The organism is Mesorhizobium sp. M0816, from assembly GCF_040320005.1.
GTDB lineage: Bacteria > Pseudomonadota > Alphaproteobacteria > Rhizobiales > Rhizobiaceae > Mesorhizobium.
This window is the reverse complement of record NZ_JAMYOT010000049.1, coordinates 1-21,713: the sequence shown is the minus strand read 5'-3', so window position 1 is coordinate 21,713 and position 21,713 is coordinate 1. Positions and strand designations below refer to the sequence as shown.

Sequence of the window (21,713 nt, the reverse complement as noted above, 5' to 3'; positions counted from 1 at the left end):
GTGACCGGCAATCTGCAGGTTTTGGGCTTCGGAGCCTTGGCGATTGACGACATCATCTATGTCGACAGCCCGCTGGGTGCTGGCAAAGGGAAGGTGACAAATCGCACCAAGGACCACGGCGGCAATGTGGCGACGGCACTCGTTGCTGTCGCCAAGCTGGGGGGGCGTGCCGGTTTCATCGGCTGGCTGAGTGATCAGCCACTTACGGATGTCGGCGCCCACGAGCTTGAACGACACGGCGTCGACATATCTTTCGCGCCACGTCGTGCCGATGCCAAGCCGATCCGGTCGGTTATTACGGTCGCGCCCGATGGTGACAGGTTCATCGCCTATGATGATGATGTGCCGCACGGGACCTCCGATGCGCTGGCCGATAGCGTCCTTGCGCAAGCCCAGGTGCTGCTGATCGACGGTTACGCCACGCACGCCGACATGATTGTTGCTCGTGCCCGTAAGCTGGGTCTGGCGGTGGTGGCCGATATTGAGTGGACTGTCGGACCTGCGACCGAACGATTGATCCGCCTGTCAAATCACCTGGTATTGCCTCTGAAATTTGCCCAAACCTATACTGGCGAGGCCAAGGCGACAGCGATCCTGCGCAAGCTGTGGTCAGATGACCGCTCCGCGGTCGTGTTAACCGAAGGCGATCGAGGAGCCTATATCCGGCAAAAGGACGATGTCGTTTTGTGGCACGTTCCGGCCTACAAGGTCAGGGCAGTGGACACGACCGGCGCGGGGGATTGTTTTCATGGCGCCTATGCCTTCGCCCTTACGCAGGGAAAGCAGCCTGTCGCCTGCGCTGTTTATGCAACTGCCGCGGCCGCGATCTCAGTGACGGGCCGGGGTGGCCGCATGGCTCTGCCGGATCACAACGCCTGTGTCGCGTGGATGGCGAAAGAAAATGCACCTGTGCCCATACCGATTACGTCGCCAGACTGAGAATTCATCACTCGGATATTGCCGCTGCTGGTGGGACGTCCGAGGCGCGCGGTTAACCGCGCAGATAGCAATGCCGGTTCGATCTGCAGTCGCGCCGCGCGGAGGCTATTCGATGTTTAGGTAGCGCTGACAATAGGGAGGATGTGACGTGGCTGTCGTTGTGTTGGACAAAATTTGCAAGACCTACGGGACGAAATTCCAAGCCATTAAGGATCTTAGCCTGACGATAAACGACGGCGAGTTCCTCATTCTCGTTGGCCCTTCGGGATGCGGAAAATCGACAGCCTTGCGCATGATCGCGGGGCTGGAGGAGATCAGCAGCGGAACCCTGACCATTGGTGGAGAGAATGTTGAGGACCTAGCGCCGAAGGACCGGGATATTGCGATGGTCTTTCAGAACTATGCCCTTTATCCGCATATGACAGTGTTCGACAACATAGGCTTTTCGATGAAGCTTGCGGGGAAGAGCAAGGCCGAGCGGACGAAGCGCGTCCATGAAATAGCAAAGACCCTGCAGCTGCACACGCTGCTCGACAGTAAGCCGGCCGCGCTGTCTGGCGGACAACGCCAGAGGGTCGCCATGGGGCGCGCGATGGTGCGCGAACCGGCAGCCTTTCTCATGGATGAACCCTTGTCAAACCTCGATGCCAAGCTGCGCGTGCAAATGCGCGCGGAAATTGTCAGCCTGCAAAGACAGCTGGGGGTGACCACGATTTATGTAACACACGATCAGACCGAAGCCTTGACCATGGGCGACCGGGTTGCGGTCTTGAAAGGCGGTGTCCTTCAGCAGGTCGACACGCCAAAGACGCTGTATAATCGACCAGTCAATGCCTTCGTCGCGGGTTTCATCGGCTCGCCGTCGATGAACCTGTTCGAAGGCCGTTTGCACAATGGCAGGATCAACCTGCCGACCTTTTCGATACCGGTGCCGACGAGTGCGTTTGAGCGCTCCCCTGGTCTGAGCGCCTTCGAAGGCAAGACGCTCATTTTCGGCATACGCCCCGAGGATCTTTACGACAGCAGTCTGGAATCGGGATCGCGACATGCCACTCTACCGGCCATCGTGAAGACGACAGAGGAATTGGGATCCGAGCTTATCGTTCATTTGAAGGTCGACGCGGTTCGAATCGATTCTGGCGACCCAGATGCTGTTGAAGATCTAAGCGGCGCAGCAAACGTCGTAGCGAGGTTTGAAGCCGTCAGCGCGGTCCGGCCGGGCGCGTTGATTGATCTGGCGATCGATGCGGCCAAGTTGCACTTCTTCGATCCCCAGACGCACCTCACAATCTAGCGTGATCCGCGATGGTTGACCCGGCTAAAGGGACGGAGGCGCAAATGTCGCTTCCGTCTTCTGGTCCATTTGCGTAGGTGACGGTAGACGCTGGCTTCGCTCTCCTGGGCAATCCGACCAGTTCTCGCTCGCCCATCACAGCTCGGGCCGTCTTCGTTGGCAAATGGTGAGACTTTGCTCGACATCGGTTCAGCGCGCGACAGCCGATTTTTCCACCGGAGGTGGAGATCGTCTTGTGCCCGGCGGCACCCTGTCATCGACAACCAAACGATCGCCTGAACGCCTCTGAATTGCGACGTCTACGCGAGCGCGCGACCCCACCGAATGGCGTTTTTTCTCTTCGAACATACGACTTTCATTTGTTTTCTTTTTAGGGGAGTGGCTTTCATTTGTTTACGAAAATAGAGAAAGAAAGCGGCACAAGCAATGTGCACAAGGGAAAAACTACCCTCAGAGAACTTAAGAAAACCATATACCAATCAATGGCTTACATTCATTCATAACGTCCCGGCATCCTACCCATTTTTCACGATTGCAGTTCTTGATTGACACAAAGACCCGGAAAAGAACCTAGTTTGATCGCGATCGGGAGGATCGAGCCAAACGTCGCTCCTAGGAGGAAAACATGAACGTCAGAAGATATATTGCTGCGGCCACGTCCGCTGTGGCTGTCTGGGCACTGTCTGCTACCTGCGCCTTTGCTGAGACCAATCTCGAATTCATCCAATGGTGGGAGCCGGAAATGCCCGCCGGTGCTCTGCGTAGCATCATGGACGACTTCGAAGCCAAAAACCCTGGTATCAAGGTGACGCTCGTCAGCGGTCCCTATTCCGCCACCCATGATCAGATCGTAGTCGGCGCCGCGTCGGGGACGCTCAGCGACGTCGTCGGCCTGGACGGAGCATGGGTCAATGGCCTTGCAAAGCAGGGCGCAATCGCTTCCATGGACAGCCTGATGGCTGACGCCAAATATGATCAGAGCCAGATCGCTGACATCATCAAGGTCAACGGCCAAAGCGTCATGTTCCCGCTCGCCTCGTTCGTATACCCGGTCTTCGTCAACCTCGATCTGGCCAAGGCTGCTGGTGTCGACAAGATGCCGGCCAACCGCACAGAATTCGCCGCTGCCGCGAAGAAGATGACCAATGCGGACAAGAATGAGTACGGGTGGGTGCTGCCGCTATCGCTGCAAAACCCCGGCGGCATCCAGAACGACGTGATGTCTTGGGTCTGGGCTTCCGGAGCATCGATGCTCAAGGACGGCAAGCCCGACGTGGAAAATGAGGCCGTGGTCGGTACACTCGAATACGTCAAGTCGCTACAGGACGCTGGCGTCATATCGCCAGGCATCTTTGCCAAGAAGGAACAGGACAAGGTCGAAGAGTTCGTCAACGGCCGTGTCGGAATGATGATCGACTCGCTGGCTCATATCAATCTTATCCGCCAGCGTAACCCCAATCTCAAGTTCGGTATCTCTGCGCTTCCTGCGGTCGACGGCTATACGGGTAAGCGCGGACTGCCCTATGCCTCTTGGGGCATCGGCATTAGCAACAGCACCGAGCATAAGGCAGAAGCCTGGAAGCTTGTTGAATATCTGATGAGCCCGGAAGTGAACGGCCGCCTAGTATCGCTCGCAAATGCCTTTCCGGGCAACGTGCAAGCGAAGCCTGACTTCTCGAAATCGGACCCGCTGTTCGAGGAAGCCTTCAAGATCTTCCAAAGCGGTCACTTGGCCAATGAATTCGTGGGCTTGCCGGTGGCCGAAGACCTGATGCGCGACATGAACGTCGAAGTGCAAAAGATGTTCGACGGCCAGCAAACCGCAAAGGAGGCCGCTGCCAACACGCAAAAGCAGTGGTTGGTTGACTTCGCCAAGTAGGCGCTGCTTCAGACAATTCGGCAGCGCGATAAGATCTATCGCGCTGCCGCTGCATCGGAACCGGACCATACGGTCGATGACCCAGCGGATTGTACCTCATGAGCCTCGCCAACGAAGGTTTGATCGTCGCGCGAACGAAAATGCGCAAGCGTGGCATGCTTTCTTACAAGACGAGAAAGCGGCTCACTCCGCTGTTTTATGTGGCACCCGCCACGTTTTTGTTTTGTCTGCTAATGCTGTTTCCCATGATCACGGTCCTGCGCTATTCGCTGATGGACGGCGCAATCATGAAAAAGGACGCTGCTTTCATAGGGTTGCAGAACTACGAGACGATCTTCACAGATCCAGTCTTCTGGCAGTCGGTCGGGCAGACCCTCTATTTCACGGTGATGAGCGTCATTTTCCACCTTCTAATCGGCCTGGCCTTCGCCCTATTGCTGAACACCCAACGCGTCCCTCCGATGATTAGAAGCATCCTGCGTGTTCTCTACATTTTGCCATGGCTCTTTACGGCAGTCATCATCGCGATCATCTGGCGGCTGCTTTTGGATCCCAATGGCGTGGTCAACAGCATTTTGATGACGCTCCATATCGTCAACTTCAAGGTCGAGTGGTTCTCCTCGACGAAAACCGCGATCCATGCGTTGACGTTTGCGAACATCTGGGCGGGATACCCTCTATATATGGTCAGCTTGCTCGCCGGTCTCCAGGGCATCCCCAAGGACCTTTACGAAGCCGCCGGCATCGATGGCGCCAATGAGTTCCAAAAGTTTCGGTACATCACGATCCCGCAGCTGATGCCGATCATCATCAGCATCGCCCTGCTGGATTTCATCTGGACGATGCAAGTCTTCCCCCTGGTCTGGATGACAACGGGCGGTGGACCGATCCATTCGACCGAGGTGCTGAGCACGTATACCTATAAGCTTGCGTTTTCGAGTTACGAATTTTCACAGGCTTCGGCGAGCGCGATCTTCATCTTGATCATCTCGATGGGCGCGACTTACTTCTACATCAAACACCAGAAGGCCAGGTGACCGACAATGGCAAAGCGCTCCTTCAAAAACACCGTTTTGCCGACCGTACTGACATATCTCGGGCTCGCGGCCGGTCTGGTCTTTGCAGGCTTTCCAATCCTGTGGATGTTTTTCACTTCGTTGAAATCGAACACCGAGATCTTTGCCCTGCCGCCGAGACTGCTGCCCGACCATTTCACGAACGTGGCCTATCTTTCGATCTTCAATGATCCGACCAAGGTGCGCTTCTTTCTCAACAGCTATCTGGTCGCGGGAGTGGTAACCCTTCTGACGTTACTGATCGCCATTCTGACGGCCTATGGCTTCAGCCGCTATTCATTCCGGCTTAAGAATACGCTTAACGTCTTCATCATCAGCACACAGACCGTACCGCCGATCACGCTTCTGATTCCCTATTTCGGCATGGTCGTCGCCTTCGGCATTTTCAACACCTATTTCGCGCTGATTCTAACCTACATGGTATTCACCCTGCCTTACGCAATCCTTCTGATGACCGGCTATCTCAATACCCTGCCAAAGGAACTCGATGAGGCAGTGCTGGTCGATGGGGGGTCAAGTTGGACAGCGCTATGGCGTGTGATTATCCCTCTTTCAGTCCCCGGCGTCGTCGCGACCGCGGTCTATACGTTTCTGTTGGCGTGGAACGAGTTCCTTTTTGCGCTTACTTTGACGAAGTCGACGGACATGCGGACCGTTCCGATCGGTATCGAGTTGCTTATGGGCCAACATGCGTTCGAATGGAACGAGATGATGGCGATGAGCGTGCTGGGATCACTCCCGCTTCTGATCCTGTATCTGATTGCACAACGTTACTTCCTCGCGGGCCTGGCCGCCGGGTCGGTGAAGAGCTGAGCAAACTGACTGCCAGTTCGCTGTTCGCTGCTGAACACATCAACCCATTCCGGCCCCGAAGGTCCGGTCTTTGACAGCGCCAGCGCTATGCCAAATCCTGCACGTCGAGGGTCGTGCAGGCCGAAGGCGGCGACTGATAGCGCTCGACATCTCTCCCGCGGTTTCCCAACTGTTTCGCCCCGATGGCCCGGCGCTGACGCCGCTGCCGTCGACCTGAGTGGCGCACTCGGAAGTTGAATCCGACTGCTGACCAAGCCGGCTTCTAGCCTGGCCTCGGCATCCCCTGCCTTGTCGATTTCGCCATCTGATGCCGCGATCGCTCGACACCGGTCTGCTGCAATGCAGCACATCAAAACCCGCGGCACACCATTTTAAATCTTGACGCGTGTCAAATTTTTATAAAACATGCGGAAACGCGGACAAGGCATCGATCAGCGCGGCTGGAAGTGACGAAAGCCGGCGTCGGCGGTCCTGTGACGCGGACATACGGGCCGCTCTATGGCGATGCCTTCTCCAATGAGCTCGAAAGCTTCCATCGCCACATCATGGACGGCACCAAACCTCTGACCGATCTCGCGGACTCTCGTCGCGACTTGGCGCTGATGGCGGAGATCATTGATCGCATGAAACAGACTACGGGGATTATGCGCTGAAGCTGCCCTTTTAGGGTAGATCCTACGAGGAGATTGCATTGGCTCCCGGCTGGCGGGTCTACGCTTTCCGGCTCGCGGTCTATCCGCCAACCATCAGCTTGACGACTTCGTCATGGTTGGTTTCCGATATCTTGCGCTCGCCGGCCTGGACGCCGCGCCGCAGCACGATGATGCGGTCGGACACGGCGAAAATATCCAGCAAATTGTGCGAGATGAAGATTACGCCCCTGCCCTGGGCCTTGAGTTGGTGGATGAGCGAAATGACCTTGCGCTGTTCGGGCACGCCGAGGGCCGCGGTCGGTTCGTCCATGATCAGGATCTGCGCGTCCCAATAGACGGCCCGGCCGATGGCAACAGCCTGCCGTTGACCGCCGGAGAAATTGCTGACCGGGGCATCGAGCCGGCTGACATGGAAGTCCAATCGCCCCATGGTCTTCTTGGCGGCGACGGCCATGGCCTTGCGATCGAGCACCGGCAAGAAACCGAAGGCCTTGCGCATGGGTTCACGGCCAAGGAAGATATTGGCGCCGATGGACAAATTGTCGGCGAGAGCGAGATCCTGATAGATGGTTTCGATGCCTTTTTCGCGCGCCTCATGCGGCGTCGCAAATGTCACCGGCTGACCCCTCAGCAGAATTTCACCGCCCGTCGGCTGAAAGACGCCCGATATCGCCTTGATCAGCGTGGTCTTGCCGGCGCCGTTGTCGCCCGCCAGGGCCACCACTTCGCCCGGCCGCACGACCATGGAGAAATCGTTGAGCGCCCGGACGGCGCCGAAGTGCTTGGAAAGATTCCGGACTTCCAGGAGGGGGGTGGTCTGGCCTGGGCTATTCATCCTGACGGGCTCCACTGAACCGGCGCTGCGCCTGGTCGATGAGAACGGAAATGATGATGACGACGCCGACGGCGATGAACTGCCAGAACGGCTCGACATTGACGAAAACCAGCCCGTACTGAATGACCGCGATCACCAGCGCACCGGCGACCGTCCCGAAGATCGTGCCCGATCCACCGAACAGGCTGGCGCCGCCGATCACGACGGCTGCGACGCTGTCGAGCAGCAACGGCTCGCCGGCCTGGGCCGCGCCCGCGGTGAAGCGCGCTGCATAGAGGGCGCCACCGAGGCCTGCGCACATCGCCGAAAGCACATAGAGGCGCAGGATATGGCCTCTGATGTCGATGCCGGCACGACGAGCCGCCTGCACATTGGCGCCGATGGCGTAGTTATGCTGGCCGAACCGGGTCTGGCTCAGGATGTAGTGCATCGCGACGACGAAAACGGCTGCAATGATGACGAGATAAGGCACACCGTAGAACCTGCCGTTGCCGAGCAGCGCGAACCAGGAATTCTGGACCGGCACCGTCGTGCCGCCGGCGAGCAGGAAAGCAGCGCCGCGCGCGACGCCAAACATGCCAAGCGTGCCGATGAAGGGCGGAATTCTGAGGCGCGAGATCAGCAAGCCGTTGATCATGCCAGGGACTCCCGCGACGATCACGGCCGCCAGAATGCCCACCATCATGGCCAGAGGCACCGGCATGGCGGCGCCAGCCAGATTCGTGGCATGGGCCGCAACAACAGCAGCAAGGCCCATGATGAAGCCCAGCGAGAGGTCGATGCCTCCCGAAATGATGACGAATGTCTGTCCGGTCGCAAGCAGCAACGGCGCCACGGCAAATATCGCAATGGATTGCACGTTGAACGGATTGAGCACGAAGGTCGCGCCGAAGGAGGCCCTCGACCAAACCTCGAAACAGATGATCAGGCCGGCGAGAAACAGCCAGGCGCGCCCTTCGGCGATGCGTCCGAGCCAGGTCCTGGCCGGATCACCATGGTCGGCCTGAGGGGCGACATGGGTTTCGCTCTGCTCGGTTGGTGATGTTGAAGTCATTGACACATCCGATCCGCAGCGCGGCCTCCGTCAACAGGGTCCCAGAGACCCGGCGCTGGTCTCCTCCCGGCAAGCCGGAAGGGGACCAAGCTGGTTGGAATCATTCGGAATAGAGGTACTTCGAGATGTTCGGGTCCGCGATGTTTGACTTGTCCATGATCGTAAAGCCGGTGCCGATCGCAACCGGGATCGACTGGCCGGTCAGGTGGGCATAGGCAGAAACGACACCAAAATAGCCGATCTCGGCCGGATGCTGGGCAATCGCAACGTCCACCAAGCCGGTGTTGATGTTGTCGACGATGCTGACCGGTGCGTCGAACGCGACGACCTTGATGGTCCCGCTTTGCCCTGCCTGCTTGACGCCGTTCGCCGCGCCGATCGCCGAGAACAGATTTGCACCGAACACACCAACGAGATCGGAGTTGCGCGCGAACGTCGCTTGGAGCTGCGAGGCAGCCTTGTTGGCGTCGTCGTCATTGAACTGCGTCTCGAGCACGGTGATGTCCGGATGCTTCCCCATTTCCTTCTTGAAGCCCTCTTCACGCTGATCGGTGGTCGAAATGCCGGGCTTGACGTTCGAAACATAGACCTTGCCCTTGCCGCCAATGGCCTTGACCAATGCCCGCGCGGCGATCTCGCCGCCCAGAATGTTGTCGGAAGCAATATAGGACAGCGGGAAATCCGCCTCACCGGCACCGGTCTGGTAGACGCCGCTGCCGATGAAAGTGTCGACGGTGATCACCGGGATGCCGGCATCATTGGCCTTGCGGAGCGGCTCGACCAATTGAACCTTGTCGGTTGGCGCGATCAGGATCGCGTCTGGCTTCTTAGCGATGACCGCGTCAAGCACGGGAACTTGCGTTACCGGATTGAAATCCGAAGCGCCCTGGAACACCAGGGTCACGCCAAGGGCATCGGCCGCCGCCTGGGCGCCTTTGCGCATGGTGATGTAGAAGCCGTCGGTGGTAAGGCCCGGAACGAGAGCAACGGTGAACTTCTTGTCCTGCGCCAAAGCGGGCGTGATCAGCGCCGTTGCGCAGATGGCGAGAGCCGCCAGGGCGGCAACGATCTTCTTCATAACATCCTCCTCATAATGTTGGCAGATTTGCCGTTGCGATTGATATCGGGAATGGCCGTCAATCTGTCAGGCTACAAATCGTAATGCGCTGACGGCCGGGAAACGGGTTTCGCCTGCTTGCTGTTACGGGCAGGTCCTCCCAAGGCGCCCCAGTCATTAGATCAGCCAGTCGAAACCGACCAGCCCTGATGCCCGCAGTCCCATTTCCTCACATCCGCAAGGTCCAGAGAACCGCGCCGCTCGGCGCGCATGCGCGCCTAGCTGTAAGGTTGTAACACTTTGCTGAAAGAAGTTGCAACCGGGTACTTCCCTGGCCGGAACGCTTTTCAAACCGGACAACATCTGTCTGCTCCGCAGGGCCCGCACGGCAGACTATTGCCCCCAAGTCCCTGACGAGACAACAGGCGATTTCGCAGCGCCAGGGTCACGGACCGCGTGGCGTCGATCGGTTCAGGATCGATCAGGCGCGCCGGATGTCGCGCATCCGCCTTCTATCGAGGCACGAGAGCCACGAGGATGGCTTGCGCCGTTTTCGTGTCCGTTATCAGGGCATTGATGAGTCTCGCGCGGACGGCACCGATGATGGCCGTCGCCTTCTCCTGCGAGGCGGCAACGCCGATGACCAAGGGGACGGCTCGAAGCTGGGCCGGCGACATTGCGATCATCCGGCCCTCCCCTTCCCACGGGATAAGGGTGCCTTCGGCGTCGAAGTAATGGCGGATGACGTCTCCAGCCGCATGAAACAGGGCCTGTTCGCTCAATGTGGCCGCGCTCGCCTCGGGCGGGTTGATGGCATGGGGCAGGCCGATGCCGACGATCGCAACGTCGGTCCGGTCCCAAAGCGCGACGCTGTCGCGGATGGCCGCATCGCCAAGGAAGACCTGACGCAATTCGGTGGACGGCAGATAGGGCGCATGAATGAAATGCGGTGTCCCGCCGAACTCTTCGGCGGCCAGCCGTACAAACTCGTTGATCTGGAAATGCGCCGCCTGCTGCTGCATGCCGCCGGTGGCAGCGACGGTAAGGACCCCGGGAATGCGCGGTAGGCCTGCCCGGATCACCTCGCGGATGGCTCGCCCCCAGCCAACGGCAACCACCGAGCCGGCCGTCAGTTCCGCTTGCTTGAGCAAGGCGCCGAGCGGTGCGGCGAGCGCCGTCAGCGCCCCGGCTGCCGGCGTTTCGACGACCGCGGCGTCGCGCAGCCCCAACCCGTCAATCAACTGCCTGGTGATGTCCTCGGGCGTCACAAGGTCGAGAACCTCGATCCGCACGATGCCCTCTGCCCTCGCCCGCTGCAGCAGACGCGATATGGTGGCGGTGGAGACACCGAGCCGGCGCGCGATATCGACCTGCGGCATCTCCGCCTCGTAGTGCATTTTGGCGACCGTATGCAGCATCGTCCGCGATGCGGCCGCGTCTTGTACGGGAGGGACAGACAGCTTGCAATTCCTTTCAGCAATGTGTTACAGACCCATCAACCGATGGGAGTTATCGCGCAATTCCGGCAGACTCGCAACTCGGGTTCGTTTCCACCGAACGTTGCGGCCAAGCCAGATTTCCCGGTTCGATAGCGCATCAAAGCGGCAAACCTTCCTGCCGGCAGGCAGGCAAAAACTGAACATTTCTTGTTCCACGGATCTGCGCCCTGGTGAATGGGCGCCAACATCGGACAAAAGACCATGACAAAGATGACGACGGCGGAGTTGCGGGGCTATCAGCAGATATGCGGCAAGGACGGGGCCATGATGGCCATCGCCTGTGACCAGCGCGGCGGCATGCGGACCTTGTTGGCGTCGGACCCTGCCGAACAGGCCAAGATCACCAACGACATGCTCGGCGACACCAAGGCGGACATCACGCGATACCTCGCCAGCCAGGCATCCTGCGTGCTGCTCGACCCGCTCTGCGCGGTGCCGCGGGTTGTCGATGAAGGGGTGCTGAACCGGGATACGGCTCTGCTCATCGGCCTCGATGCCTCGGGCTTCGACGTCTCGCCCGCCGGCTACCGGCTGTCGCGCCTCGTTCCCGACATCGACGCGCGCCGCGTCCGCGAACTCGGTGGCACCGGCGGCAAGATCATGGTCTATCTCAGGGCCGACAGACCGGAGGCGAACGAGCATAACGTCGCCATTCTGCGCCAGTGCATCGCCGACTTCGGGGAAGAGGACCTGCTGCTCGTCGTCGAATTCCTGACCTACCAACTCGAAGGCGAAAGCCTTGAAGATTATGCGGCCAAGATCCCCTGGCTTGTCGAAGAGGGCACACGGATATCGCTGGAATGTGGGGCAAAGGTCCTCAAGCTTCCTTATCCCGGAACGCCGGAAGCCTGCGCCAGGATCACCAGCATGGCTGGCGAGGTGCCGTGGGCGGTCCTCTCCGCCGGCGTCAACCACACGACCTTCCTGGGCCAGGTCGAGATCGCGATGAAGAACGGCGCGTCAGGCGTGATCGCCGGCCGGTCGCTGTGGAAGGACTGCATCTCGCTGGACCGCGATATTCAGCGTGAAAGGCTTAAGACCATCGCAGTGTCGAGATTGCACGAGCTTCAGGCAGTGATCGGAAACTACCGGCAGAAAGCCGCTTAGCCATTCGCCGTTCACACCGGGCACACACGGGACGTCATGCCTCATAGTTCGATGGCCATCGGGATCGATATCGGCGGCACCAATCTGCGCGCCGCCCGCATTTCCGGCACAGGCGAAATCCTTGACCGCATGTCGGAAAAGAGCGCGCTGGACCCGGCGCTCATGCTCTCCCGGATCGCCGAGATGGCGCGCCGGCTCGATTCTCCAGAGGTTGCCGCCATCGGCATCGGCGTCCCGGGACGCGTCGATGCGCGGCGTCGCGCCGTCTTGTCCGGAGGCTATGTCAACCTCGCCTCGGTCTCCCCGGCACAACGGTTGGAAAGCCTGGCGGGCAAGCCCGTCGTGATCGACAACGATTGCAACATGGCACTGGTCGCCGAGATGGCTCGAGGCGCCGCCATGGGTCACGAAAACATCGTGATGTTCACCATCGGCACCGGCATTGGCGGCGCCGTCGTACAGGACCGGCGGATCGTGCGCGGCAAGGGGACGGCGGGGCAGCTCGGCCATATCGCCGTCGATATCAACGGCGAAGCCTGCGTCTGCGGCCGGCGCGGCTGCGTTGAAACCACCAGCTCCGGTACAGCACTTGGCCGTCACATCTCACGCGCAGGCCTCGGTCCGGATATCTCGGTCGATCAGCTTTTCGCCCGGGATGCGAGCGGCGACACGCCAGTGCGCGGGATACTGGAAGCCTGGGCCAGACCGTTGCGTGCGGCAATCGATACAGCGGTGGCGATGTTCGCCCCCGATCTGGTGCTGCTCGGCGGCGGACTTGGCCAGGCGGCCCATCAGGCGCTTGCCAAGGCTCCGGCCTTGGCTCCCTGGTACCAATGCCCTGTTGAACCGGCGCAACTCGGCGACGACGCCGGCGTCATCGGCGCCGGTCTGCAAGCGCTGGCAGGGCAGGCGGCGGTTACGGCCTCGCCGGTGACCTCGCCATCCGCTGGACTCAACCCGGGCCGGCGTGCCGTGCCCGGCCAGCGCGCCGTGCTCGTCAACGGCATCCCCGCCAGCGGCAAAAGCACGGTCTCGCGCGGTATCGCCGACCGCCTAGGGTGGCCATTGCTTACGCTCGATACCATTAAGAACCCGTTCCTCGAAGTGCTCGGCGGCGGCGATCGTGAATTCAACCGCTCGCTCGGTCGCGCCAGTTATGAAGCCATCTGGTCGGTCGTCGGCGAAGCTCCCGCGGGCACAACAGTTGTCGTCGATGCCTGGTTCGGCTTCCAGCCGCGCCAGGTGCTCGAGGATCACCTGCGAAGGGCTGGTGTCGAGCGGACCGCCGAAATCTGGTGTCATGCACCCGGCGAGGTTCTTGCCGAGCGCTATCGCGCACGGCTCGACCAGCGTCCCGCTGGCCACCCCGGGGCGGCCTATGTCCCCGAGCTGATCGAGCTGGCCAAGCGCGCCGAGCCGCTGCGGCGTGGACCGCTCTTTGATGTCGATACGACGAAACCAATCGCTTTCGATGCCATCACGCAATGGCTGCGGGCGACGATTGACACATAGGCAGGCGAAGCTTGCGCGCCTGAAATGATGATCCGCGCGCGACTTGTCCGCGGCGTGATTCACTCGTGCTCTTGATTTTGATGCCGGGAGCGGAAGCTCGCGCTGAATCGAGGTGACATGGATGACCACGCCCGAGCCTTGCTCCATCATCGGCAACAGGGCAGATCAAGCAGGGTTCATCGGCTTCGCGCGAGGATGATTTGGAACGACGGGAAGACCAAAGACGTTCGTGCATATTGCATCCGCCAGCCACAGGTCTAACGCTTGCTATTCTCAGTAGTTCGAGGCGTACCATGTTTCGCAACTCGGGCATCATTTCTCTGCCTCGCCCGCTTGAGCGTCGTGTGGACACTCTTGCCCAGTCGTTCATGCGCCAGCGGCTCGGATCTCAGATGGACTTCTCGACTCCGGAAGGCGAGCCGGCGCTGTTACCACCCAACTCGGTGTCCTGGCGCATTTTTAAGAACCCTGTTGCGGTGTTCATCGGCGGGGTAACGGCGGTGCTGCTCGAATTGGCAGAGCCGCGGGTTCGCGACGCCATTTGGCAGCACAGCAGCTTCCGCTCTCTCGCGCTCCGACGATTGCAGCGTACGGGCCTCGCTGCCTTGGTCACGGTCTACGGCCCCCGATCCAAGGCTAAGGCCATGATTGAAGATGTGGTCAGGATGCATGGGCGCGTTTCAGGTCGAACCAGCGAAGGCGAGCCATACCACGCCACCGACCCGGAGCTGCTGGACTGGGTGCAAGCGACGGCCGCGTTTGGTTTCATGGAGGCCTATCACATCTATGTGCATCGTCTGCATTTTTTCGAACGGGACGCGATGTTTGCTGAGGCTCGCCCCGTCGCACTTCTCTATGGGGCCGTCGGCGCGCCCACGTCTCAGGCCGAGCTTTACGCGCTGTTCGACGTGATGAGGCAAAGACTCGTCGCGTCGCCGATCGTCTCGGAGTTCCTGCAGATCATGGAAGAAGTTCCCGCCTTGCCGGGAGTTGCTCGACCCCTTCAGCGGCCGCTTCTGAAGGCGGCCGTCGAGATCCTACCCCAATGGGTCCGCAAGCGGTTGGAACTCGGCGACCGCTGGACCTTGAAGCCGTGGGAGCGTGCTGTTGTGAAGACGACGGCTGCAATTTGCGACAGCACCGCGCTTCATTCATCACCAGCCGTCCAGTCGTGCCGCCGCCTCGGCCTTTCCGAGAGCTATCTCTATCGCCGAACGGCATCCGAAAACTTACACAGAACCGGACAGTGTTCCTTGACCTAAATGTCAGGCCCGCGTCGTGCAGACGTTCAGCTTCTAGTTAACGCGTCTTGAAGGCACGAACTCGATAGCCCACTGGACGGTGGGGCGTGACGGAGGCCCGCCAAGCAGATGCGAACAAACTACCGGACGGCTGCCGGCAACAGTGAAGCCGTGGTACCGTCAAAACCGGCATGGGCCGGCTCGTGGCCGGAGCCGCCGCCCGAGATGACCGTGTAGCCCTTCTCGGTGACTGTCAAAGTCACGATCCTGATCCGCGGGTCAAAGAGCGCCTCCAGCAGCTGAGCGGGGCCCTCCGGTGCGACAAGAATATGGCCGATAGAACCGACTATCCGAAGGCTCGTCTGTTCATCTTGACGACTGACAACTGTGTACAAACCATCTTGGGGAGCAAGCGCGTCCCGCGTGTCCGAACTCCGGGGGAGGCTGCAATGATGCCCCAATCGAGTTGTCCCGCGGCCAAGCAATCACCGTATAGATTGCCTGATGGGCCCTGTGGAAGTTGCCGATACCGAGATGCACGATTCCGGGCGTCACACTCCGTCGATCGTACCGATGAATTTGGACACCGGCTGATGCGAGCGCCAAATTGGCGTAAGAACGACGATTTTCCATTGTATGCAGCTCAATCGAAATGGAGACCACCGTTCATGTCGATAACCTCACCCGTGATGAACCCGGCTAGAGGTGACGCGAGGAATGAAACGGTGTGGGCGACTTCTTGAGGTTCGCAAAATCGCCCGACCGGGATTTGAGCAAGCTGGGCCGCGCGCTGTTCGTCGTTGAGCTGTTCGGAAACCATCGGCGACATTACGTAGGCGGGGGCAATTGCATTCGAGGTTACGCCCTGGCCAGCGGTCTCGCGGGCAATCGAAAAGGTCAGCCCTATCATCGCGCTTTTCGAAACTGAATACGCCGTCCCTGCGGTCAAGCCTCCGCTTTTGGCGGCATAGGAGGAGATATTGACCACCCGACCCCACCGTTTCGACCGCATCCCTGGAAGAAATATCTGGGCGAGAAGGAATGCGGCTTCTACGTTGACTATGTTGACCCTTCGCCATTCCTCGATCGAGGTATCTGCCATTTTGTGGTTCGACAGAATGCCAGCATTGTTGACCAAAATGTCGACCGAACCGAAGTGCTGAAGAACCTTCTCCGCCGCCGCGCGCGTTGAACTCTCAACTGCCAGATCAACACCGACGGCAACGGCGCCATGCCCTATCCGCGACGCCAGCGCCTCTGCGGCCTTGGGGAGCAGATCCAGGACTGCTACTTGAGCGCCGGCGCGCGCCAGTTCCACTGCGATTGCGGAGCCGATAGCGCCTGCGCCTCCAGTTACGACAGCGGTTTTTCCTTCTAGCGATTGCAAGCGGGAATTCTCCATTGCTTGGTCAGACCGCGGCATGACGTGTCTCCGACGCATGCGCGTCGAAAAGGACAAAGATTTTATCGAGATGGGCGACCAATGCGGCTTCCGCACCGGGTCCGTCATTGGCATCCAGCGCATCCAGAATTGCCAAATGCTCCTGCAGCACAACCGCAAACCGTGCGGCATTGCCGGAGAAACGAATAAAGCGAGTCAGCTTGGCTTTAGCAGCGTGGATGGTCGTCCAAACTCCCGGTCGCTGCGCGAAAGACGCAAACAATTGGTGAAAATTCTCGTCATTGTCGTGAAATCCGTCAATATCGCCCTCAGCGATACTCCGTTCTTGAGCCGCCACCAGTGAACGCATTTCAGCGCTCATCGCTGGCGTCCAACGCGGCGCAACTTCGCGAAGAAGGCAAGTTTCCAGAGAACGGCGGACAAAATGGCTGTCTTGGATGCTGACGATATCAATTTGCGAAACAAAACTGCCGAGCTGCGGAAAGACACTTACAAGTCCGTCTTCGGCCAATCTTTGGATCGCTGCCCTCACAGGTGTGCGAGACACATTGAACTGGCGACACACCGCGTTTTCACTAATCGATTCGCCCGGCAAGAGCTTCGCACGCACGATTGCCTCGCGCAGGACGGAGTAAATTTGCTCACTCGCCGAACTGCGCCGGTTCAAAAACACGTCTAGTTCAGCCAATCCGGAAGACATGGCTTTCGCTCCATTCTGGTCGAAACGCGATATCGCGTTCCGCTCGCCTTCTTGCACAATGTCCTCCGAAAAATGCCATCAACAAAAAAGCAGTTGCACCTTGTATACAAGTGTACTAGAACTTCTGCGGTGAATGCAAGGCATTTGCGCTGGCGGTCTCGACAATTTTAAGCGGGAAGGCGGCGCTCTCAACGGGAGGAGTTTTGATGTCGAACTATTTGCGTCGCGTGCTCGCGATTGGACTGCTATCCGCAATAGGCGTGGGGTCCGCCTTCGCCGCTGGAGATTCAAAAATTGCGCTGGTTCCCGGAGGTCCGCACCCCTACTTCGCGGCGTGGGAGCAAGCCGGTAAGGATGCTGCCAAGGATTTTGGCCTGGCCGCAGCAGACTATAAGGTGCCGCAAAAGTGGGAACTCAGCCAGCAGAACCAGCTGCTCGAGAGCCTTTTGACCCAGGGTTATAACGGCTTTCTGATTTTCCCAGGTGACCCCGTCGGATCGGTCAGTACCGTCGACGAGCTCGTGTCCAATGGCGCGCCTGTCATCGGCGGCGCAGGGTGCTTCAAGGATCCTTCTTCAGCAACCTTCTGCCTCGGCACCGACACTGGCAATTCAGCATACATTGGAACCAAGGAGCTTTTGAAAACACTGACGGGCACCAAGAAGCGCATTGCTCATTTCACCGGCTTCCTTGTTGATCCGAATACCCAGCTTCGCATCGACGCCGTCAAAAAAGCGGCGGAGGAAGAAGGCGCAACGGTCGTCCAGGTCATCGCTGACATTGATGCGCCCGAGCCAGCCGAGGAAAAGATTAATGCCTACCTGGCAGCTCACGCCAACGACGTCGATGGCATCATCACGACCGCTTGGGTCCCTGCGGTTGTAGCCTCGAACGCAGTCCGAAAGATCGGCGACAAGCGGATCAAGATGGTAGCCATTGATCACGATCAAGTTGTGTTGAAGGCCATCAAGGATGGCTTTGTGAATGGCACAATGCTGCAGAATCCGTATGGCCAAGGCTATATCGGCACTTTCGTTCTCGACAAGCTTCGTTCGGGTTGCGCGGTCAAGACCGATGCGCCTTTTAAGAAGAATGCCCTCACTGACAAGTTCATCGACTCGGGAACCGTCTATGTCGCGGCCGACAAAATCGACACTTATGTTGACGCCATGCGCGACACGACCAAGAAGCTCTTTGAAACCTTCCAGGCGACTTATCTGACCTGCAAGTAACGAGACTTCCGCCAATGCCGCCGGGCTGCGTTCAAGCAGACCCGGCGGTCGTCCAACCAAATTGCACGGTGTCTGTCGTGACCCAGAGCCAGGCCTGATAAGATGGCAGCCTAGCCATTGAAGGTGCGAAACCATGTCTTATTCAGATGTGCCGGCGAAGGGTCCCAGTGGCGACATCGTCGGCAAGCCGCGCAGGAATGCCACCGAGACGCGATTCTATCTGACCAATGAGTTTGGGCTCATTGCCCTCATTGTGGTCTTTGCGCTGGGCTTCAAATTCACAACAGAGGGTTTCTTTTCGGCCTTCAATTTGTTCACCCTCGGTCGTATCGCAGCCGTCAACATCATGATCGGCTTGGCCATGATGGTCGTCGTTATAACTGGGGGGTTGAACCTTGCTGTAGGGGCGATCGGCGTTTGTGCCGCAATGACTTGCGGCTATCTCATTGAGGTCGTCGGGCTTCCGTGGCCACTCGCAATTCTCTCAGCCGTGGCCCTTGGCGCCTTGCTGGGCTTTATCAACGGATGGACTTCCGTTCGCACAGGATTGCACAGCTTCATCATCACGCTCGCGACAATGAGCATTTTCTTCGGCGTAATGATCTTCCTGACGCGTGCAGAATCCTATCGCGCTCTGCCACCCGTCTTTGCAGCGTTCGGACGCATCAAGCTGTTGGGTTTTTTCTCTCCGCTCCTCCTGGTTAGCCTCATGGCTGCATTGGTTCTAGGATATCTTTATAATTTGACAGCGGTTGGGCGGGAGATGCTGGCTGCTGGCGCCAAGCCCGAAGCGGCGGAGATGTCCGGCATAAATGTCGGGCGCATCTTCATATACTGCCACATGCTGTCTGGCGCGCTCGCCGCCTGCGCGGCTCTGATGCTAGTCGCACGCAATGGAGCGGCGATCCCATCAATGGCGGGACAACTCGGACAGGACTGGCTGCTCATCGCGTTCCTTGGTCCTGTGTTGGGGGGAACACTTTTGGCGGGCGGCAAGGCATCGGTGCTGGGGACGTGCCTAGGTGCGTTTCTGGTGACGATGCTGACTAGTGGTTTGCTTCTATTACAGCTGGGCGATTTCTGGATTCAGAGCTTTTTGGGTCTGCTTTTGCTGGCTGCGGTATTGATGGACAAAACACGCCGAACCTTTCTGGCCCGGAGGAACATGGCATGAACGGCTCCTTCGCCAACGCCGTGCGGAGCGACTGGTTTGGGCCGCTGCTGGTTACGATCGTCGCCGTTGCGATCGTGGGGGGCTTCAACCCATCATTCCTATCGCCATTGAATATTCAGGTGCTGCTGCTCGCAATTGCAGTAAATGGCCTGATCGCGTTTTCGCAAATGCTCATCATCGCTATCGGTCAGATGAATTTGTCTGTCGGGGCTATCGGCGGTCTTTGCGCTATTGTTTTCGCCGGCATGATGGACGCGTGGCACGTGCCCGCATCCCTTGCCGCCTTAACCGCGCTGTCGCTCGGGGTCATATGCGGCGTAATAAACGGATTTCTGATCGCCCGAACTGGCATTTCGGCGTTCGTAATTACCCTCGCCAGCCTGTCCGTTTACAAGGGCATCAATTTGGGCATCACACATGCCCAACCCTTTTATGATATCTCAGACGGCGTGAAATCCATCGGACAGGGCGCGATCTTCGGGATCATTCCTTGGTTGATGCTCCCGACCATGGCTGTCGGGCTAGCCTTGTGGTTCATGCTTAATCGGCAACCCATAGGGCGGTTTATTTTGGCAGTCGGCGGCAATCAACATGCCGCAGAATTGTCGGGAATATCGATTGCAAATACAGTTGTCATCGCGCACGCCCTTTCGGGGTTTCTTGCAGCGCTTGCCGGTCTTCTCCTTGTTGCCGTTTACAAATGGGTCAACCGACGATCGGCGACGACTGGCTAATTTTGTCTTTTGCCGCGCCCGTGATCGGCGGCGCGGTCTTGGCCGGCGGACACGTCAGCGTGCCCGCTACGCTGCTCGGGGTGGTGATCGTTGCAATAATCACACAAGCCCTAGTGCTTTTCGACATCGACCCGTTCCTCGTGCAGGTCGTGCTGGGCGCAATGATCTTGGCGGCAGTCGGCGCCAATCGTTTTCGCGAAAGTCGTTTGTCACGAAATCTCAAGAGGCTCTGAAATGGCGAGCGAGATAGCGTTCCAGGCTCTGGGCATTGAGAAGTCCTTTCCAGGCGTAAAGGCCCTAAAGGGCGTTTCCCTGACACTTAAAACTCATTCCATACATGCTTTGCTCGGCGAAAACGGCGCAGGGAAGTCAACGCTTATCAAGATCATTACCGGTGTTCACCACCCCGATGCCGGCCGCCTCATCCTGGAGGGCCAAGAGGTTCATTTCGGCTCGCCGCGCGAGGCCATCGCTCATCGTGTTGGCGTCGTACATCAAGAACGGAATCTTATCCCGAGGTTTTCTGTTGCGGAAAATATCCATCTCGAGCAACTTGGGGCTTCGTTGCTAAAGCCGGTGGACTATGCCGACTTGAACAAGCAGGCCGCGCGTTGGCTTGAGGCCCTCGGCCTAGACATCGACCCAAGAACCCCGGTATCGCGCCTTAGCGTCGCCAAGATGCAGCTGGTCGAAATCGCCAAGGCCTTGTCTCTGCGCTCGCGAGTGCTTCTCCTGGATGAACCAACCGCATCACTTACCTCGAGTGAAACTGATCTATTATTCTCGTTTTTGCGAAAGCTGCGAGACCAAGGCGCCAGCCTGCTATTTGTCAGCCATAAGCTGGAAGAAGCGCAGGAGCTTTGCGACAGCGTCACAGTGCTGAGGGATGGGTCGAATGCCTGTGAAAGCCGGCCAATGGAGGGCCTGGGGCGGCAAGACATTGTCCGATTGATGATCGGCCGGGCCGAGGGTGAAGGCGGCTGGCGGGAGCGCAACTCGACTGGGGCTCCTCCGGCCATCGAGCTCAAGAACATTGAAACATCTTTAGGCCATTCGGACGTCAATCTGCATGTCCGACAAGGCGAGATTGTGGGCCTCTATGGCCTCGTGGGCGCCGGAAGGACCGAGCTTGCAAAATGCATCCTGGGTCAGTTTCCGCTGACGGCTGGTACCGTCGAGATCGACGGGAAGCCGGTTAAGATCAGGTCGGTCGGCGAAGCCATCCACACGCATCGTGTGGGATACGTCAGCGAAGATCGAAAGGGCGAAGGTCTGGTCTTGATGCATTCGGTGCTGTCAAATGCTGGAATTGCAGTGTGGCGCCCCCTTTCGGCACTTCTCGGATTCCTCACCGACCGCCTCGTGCGACACAAGGTAACGCCATACATCGAGAAGCTTGAGGTGAAAACATTTGCGCACCTGCACAGACAAGTGCTGGCGATCGCCAGGGGCGATGCTACCTGCCGGCGCTTGATGACGGTCCCTGGTGTCGGCTCCATAGTGGCGCTCGCG

Annotated in this window: 21 protein-coding genes and 1 pseudogene; 14 read left to right on the top strand and 8 right to left on the bottom strand. The window is 58.9% G+C overall.

Annotated features, from left to right (window positions below):
• The 6 genes from NKI17_RS34410 (at position 1) to NKI17_RS34385 (ending at position 6,654) form a co-directional block, all read left to right on the top strand.
• The gene (locus NKI17_RS34410; protein WP_352571729.1) at positions 1 to 939 is read left to right on the top strand and encodes a PfkB family carbohydrate kinase; all 939 of its coding nucleotides are present in this window, start codon (positions 1 to 3) and stop codon (positions 937 to 939) included.
• A gap of 148 nt (positions 940 to 1,087) precedes the next feature.
• The gene (locus NKI17_RS34405) at positions 1,088 to 2,233 is read left to right on the top strand and encodes an ABC transporter ATP-binding protein (protein WP_352457855.1); all 1,146 of its coding nucleotides are present in this window, start codon (positions 1,088 to 1,090) and stop codon (positions 2,231 to 2,233) included.
• 625 nt (positions 2,234 to 2,858) lie between these two features.
• Positions 2,859 to 4,112 carry an ABC transporter substrate-binding protein gene (locus NKI17_RS34400; RefSeq protein WP_023680291.1) on the top strand — a complete coding sequence of 418 codons (1,254 nt, stop codon included), beginning with the start codon at positions 2,859 to 2,861 and terminating at the stop codon, positions 4,110 to 4,112.
• 98 nt (positions 4,113 to 4,210) lie between these two features.
• The gene (locus tag NKI17_RS34395) at positions 4,211 to 5,149 is read left to right on the top strand and encodes a carbohydrate ABC transporter permease (RefSeq protein ID WP_352622030.1); all 939 of its coding nucleotides are present in this window, start codon (positions 4,211 to 4,213) and stop codon (positions 5,147 to 5,149) included.
• A gap of 6 nt (positions 5,150 to 5,155) precedes the next feature.
• Positions 5,156 to 6,001: a carbohydrate ABC transporter permease gene (locus NKI17_RS34390; RefSeq protein WP_352524729.1), complete on the top strand. Its 846-nt coding sequence runs from the start codon at positions 5,156 to 5,158 to the stop codon at positions 5,999 to 6,001.
• Positions 6,002 to 6,447: 446 nt separating this feature from the next.
• Entirely contained in the window at positions 6,448 to 6,654 is a 207-nt protein-coding gene (locus tag NKI17_RS34385; RefSeq protein ID WP_023680287.1) for a hypothetical protein, read from the top strand.
• A 79-nt stretch (positions 6,655 to 6,733) separates the two neighbouring features.
• Here the strand turns inward: NKI17_RS34385 and NKI17_RS34380 are convergent, their stop codons facing one another.
• The 4 genes from NKI17_RS34380 to NKI17_RS34365 form a co-directional block, all read right to left on the bottom strand.
• On the bottom strand, positions 6,734 to 7,489 hold the full coding sequence (locus NKI17_RS34380; RefSeq protein WP_023680286.1) for an ATP-binding cassette domain-containing protein: 756 nt from the start codon (positions 7,487 to 7,489) through the stop codon (positions 6,734 to 6,736).
• Positions 7,482 to 8,543 (bottom strand): ABC transporter permease subunit, encoded by a 1,062-nt coding sequence (locus NKI17_RS34375; RefSeq protein ID WP_023680285.1) that lies wholly within the window; start codon positions 8,541 to 8,543, stop codon positions 7,482 to 7,484. Before NKI17_RS34375 ends, NKI17_RS34380 begins: the two co-directional genes overlap by 8 nt.
• Before the next feature lie 100 nt (positions 8,544 to 8,643).
• A complete protein-coding gene (locus NKI17_RS34370) occupies positions 8,644 to 9,621 on the bottom strand; it encodes an ABC transporter substrate-binding protein (RefSeq protein ID WP_352571727.1) in 978 nt (325 codons plus the stop codon).
• A 491-nt stretch (positions 9,622 to 10,112) separates the two neighbouring features.
• The gene (locus NKI17_RS34365; RefSeq protein WP_352907615.1) at positions 10,113 to 11,018 is read right to left on the bottom strand and encodes a sugar-binding transcriptional regulator; all 906 of its coding nucleotides are present in this window, start codon (positions 11,016 to 11,018) and stop codon (positions 10,113 to 10,115) included.
• 282 nt (positions 11,019 to 11,300) lie between these two features.
• Between NKI17_RS34365 and NKI17_RS34360 the strand changes: the two genes are divergently transcribed.
• Both NKI17_RS34360 and NKI17_RS34355 read left to right on the top strand, forming a co-directional pair.
• Positions 11,301 to 12,206 carry a tagatose-bisphosphate aldolase gene (locus tag NKI17_RS34360; protein WP_352571725.1) on the top strand — a complete coding sequence of 302 codons (906 nt, stop codon included), beginning with the start codon at positions 11,301 to 11,303 and terminating at the stop codon, positions 12,204 to 12,206.
• 36 nt (positions 12,207 to 12,242) lie between these two features.
• On the top strand, positions 12,243 to 13,718 hold the full coding sequence (locus NKI17_RS34355) for an ROK family protein (protein ID WP_352797386.1): 1,476 nt from the start codon (positions 12,243 to 12,245) through the stop codon (positions 13,716 to 13,718).
• Positions 13,719 to 13,802: 84 nt separating this feature from the next.
• Here NKI17_RS34355 and NKI17_RS34350 read toward each other — a convergent pair.
• Positions 13,803 to 13,880: pseudogene (locus NKI17_RS34350) on the bottom strand (short-chain dehydrogenase); the annotation flags it as partial.
• Positions 13,881 to 14,011: 131 nt separating this feature from the next.
• Here NKI17_RS34350 and NKI17_RS34345 point away from each other — a divergent pair.
• Complete coding sequence (locus NKI17_RS34345; protein ID WP_352797384.1) at positions 14,012 to 14,980, top strand: oxygenase MpaB family protein; 969 nt, start codon at positions 14,012 to 14,014, stop codon at positions 14,978 to 14,980.
• Positions 14,981 to 15,099: 119 nt separating this feature from the next.
• Here the strand turns inward: NKI17_RS34345 and NKI17_RS37220 are convergent, their stop codons facing one another.
• The 3 genes from NKI17_RS37220 to NKI17_RS34330 form a co-directional block, all read right to left on the bottom strand.
• The gene (locus NKI17_RS37220; RefSeq protein WP_502894702.1) at positions 15,100 to 15,222 is read right to left on the bottom strand and encodes a hypothetical protein; all 123 of its coding nucleotides are present in this window, start codon (positions 15,220 to 15,222) and stop codon (positions 15,100 to 15,102) included.
• A gap of 380 nt (positions 15,223 to 15,602) precedes the next feature.
• Complete coding sequence (locus NKI17_RS34335; RefSeq protein WP_352648450.1) at positions 15,603 to 16,382, bottom strand: SDR family NAD(P)-dependent oxidoreductase; 780 nt, start codon at positions 16,380 to 16,382, stop codon at positions 15,603 to 15,605.
• Entirely contained in the window at positions 16,369 to 17,118 is a 750-nt protein-coding gene (locus NKI17_RS34330; RefSeq protein ID WP_352622040.1) for a GntR family transcriptional regulator, read from the bottom strand. Before NKI17_RS34330 ends, NKI17_RS34335 begins: the two co-directional genes overlap by 14 nt.
• 149 nt (positions 17,119 to 17,267) lie before the next feature.
• On the opposite strand from NKI17_RS34330, the gene NKI17_RS34325 reads away from it, so the two are divergent.
• From NKI17_RS34325 to NKI17_RS34305, 5 genes are all read left to right on the top strand, one after another.
• Positions 17,268 to 18,293, top strand: a complete 1,026-nt coding sequence (locus NKI17_RS34325; protein ID WP_023680812.1) for a sugar ABC transporter substrate-binding protein — start codon at positions 17,268 to 17,270, stop codon at positions 18,291 to 18,293.
• 133 nt (positions 18,294 to 18,426) lie between these two features.
• On the top strand, positions 18,427 to 19,467 hold the full coding sequence (locus tag NKI17_RS34320; RefSeq protein ID WP_352637577.1) for an ABC transporter permease: 1,041 nt from the start codon (positions 18,427 to 18,429) through the stop codon (positions 19,465 to 19,467).
• Positions 19,464 to 20,201, top strand: a complete 738-nt coding sequence (locus NKI17_RS34315; protein WP_352907613.1) for an ABC transporter permease — start codon at positions 19,464 to 19,466, stop codon at positions 20,199 to 20,201. The genes NKI17_RS34320 and NKI17_RS34315 overlap by 4 nt, the downstream gene beginning before the upstream one ends.
• Positions 20,168 to 20,434 carry a hypothetical protein gene (locus tag NKI17_RS34310; RefSeq protein ID WP_352907612.1) on the top strand — a complete coding sequence of 89 codons (267 nt, stop codon included), beginning with the start codon at positions 20,168 to 20,170 and terminating at the stop codon, positions 20,432 to 20,434. The genes NKI17_RS34315 and NKI17_RS34310 overlap by 34 nt, the downstream gene beginning before the upstream one ends.
• Before the next feature lies 1 nt (position 20,435).
• A partial coding sequence (locus NKI17_RS34305; RefSeq protein ID WP_352907611.1) for a sugar ABC transporter ATP-binding protein occupies positions 20,436 to 21,713 on the top strand: 1,278 nt, incomplete at its 3' end.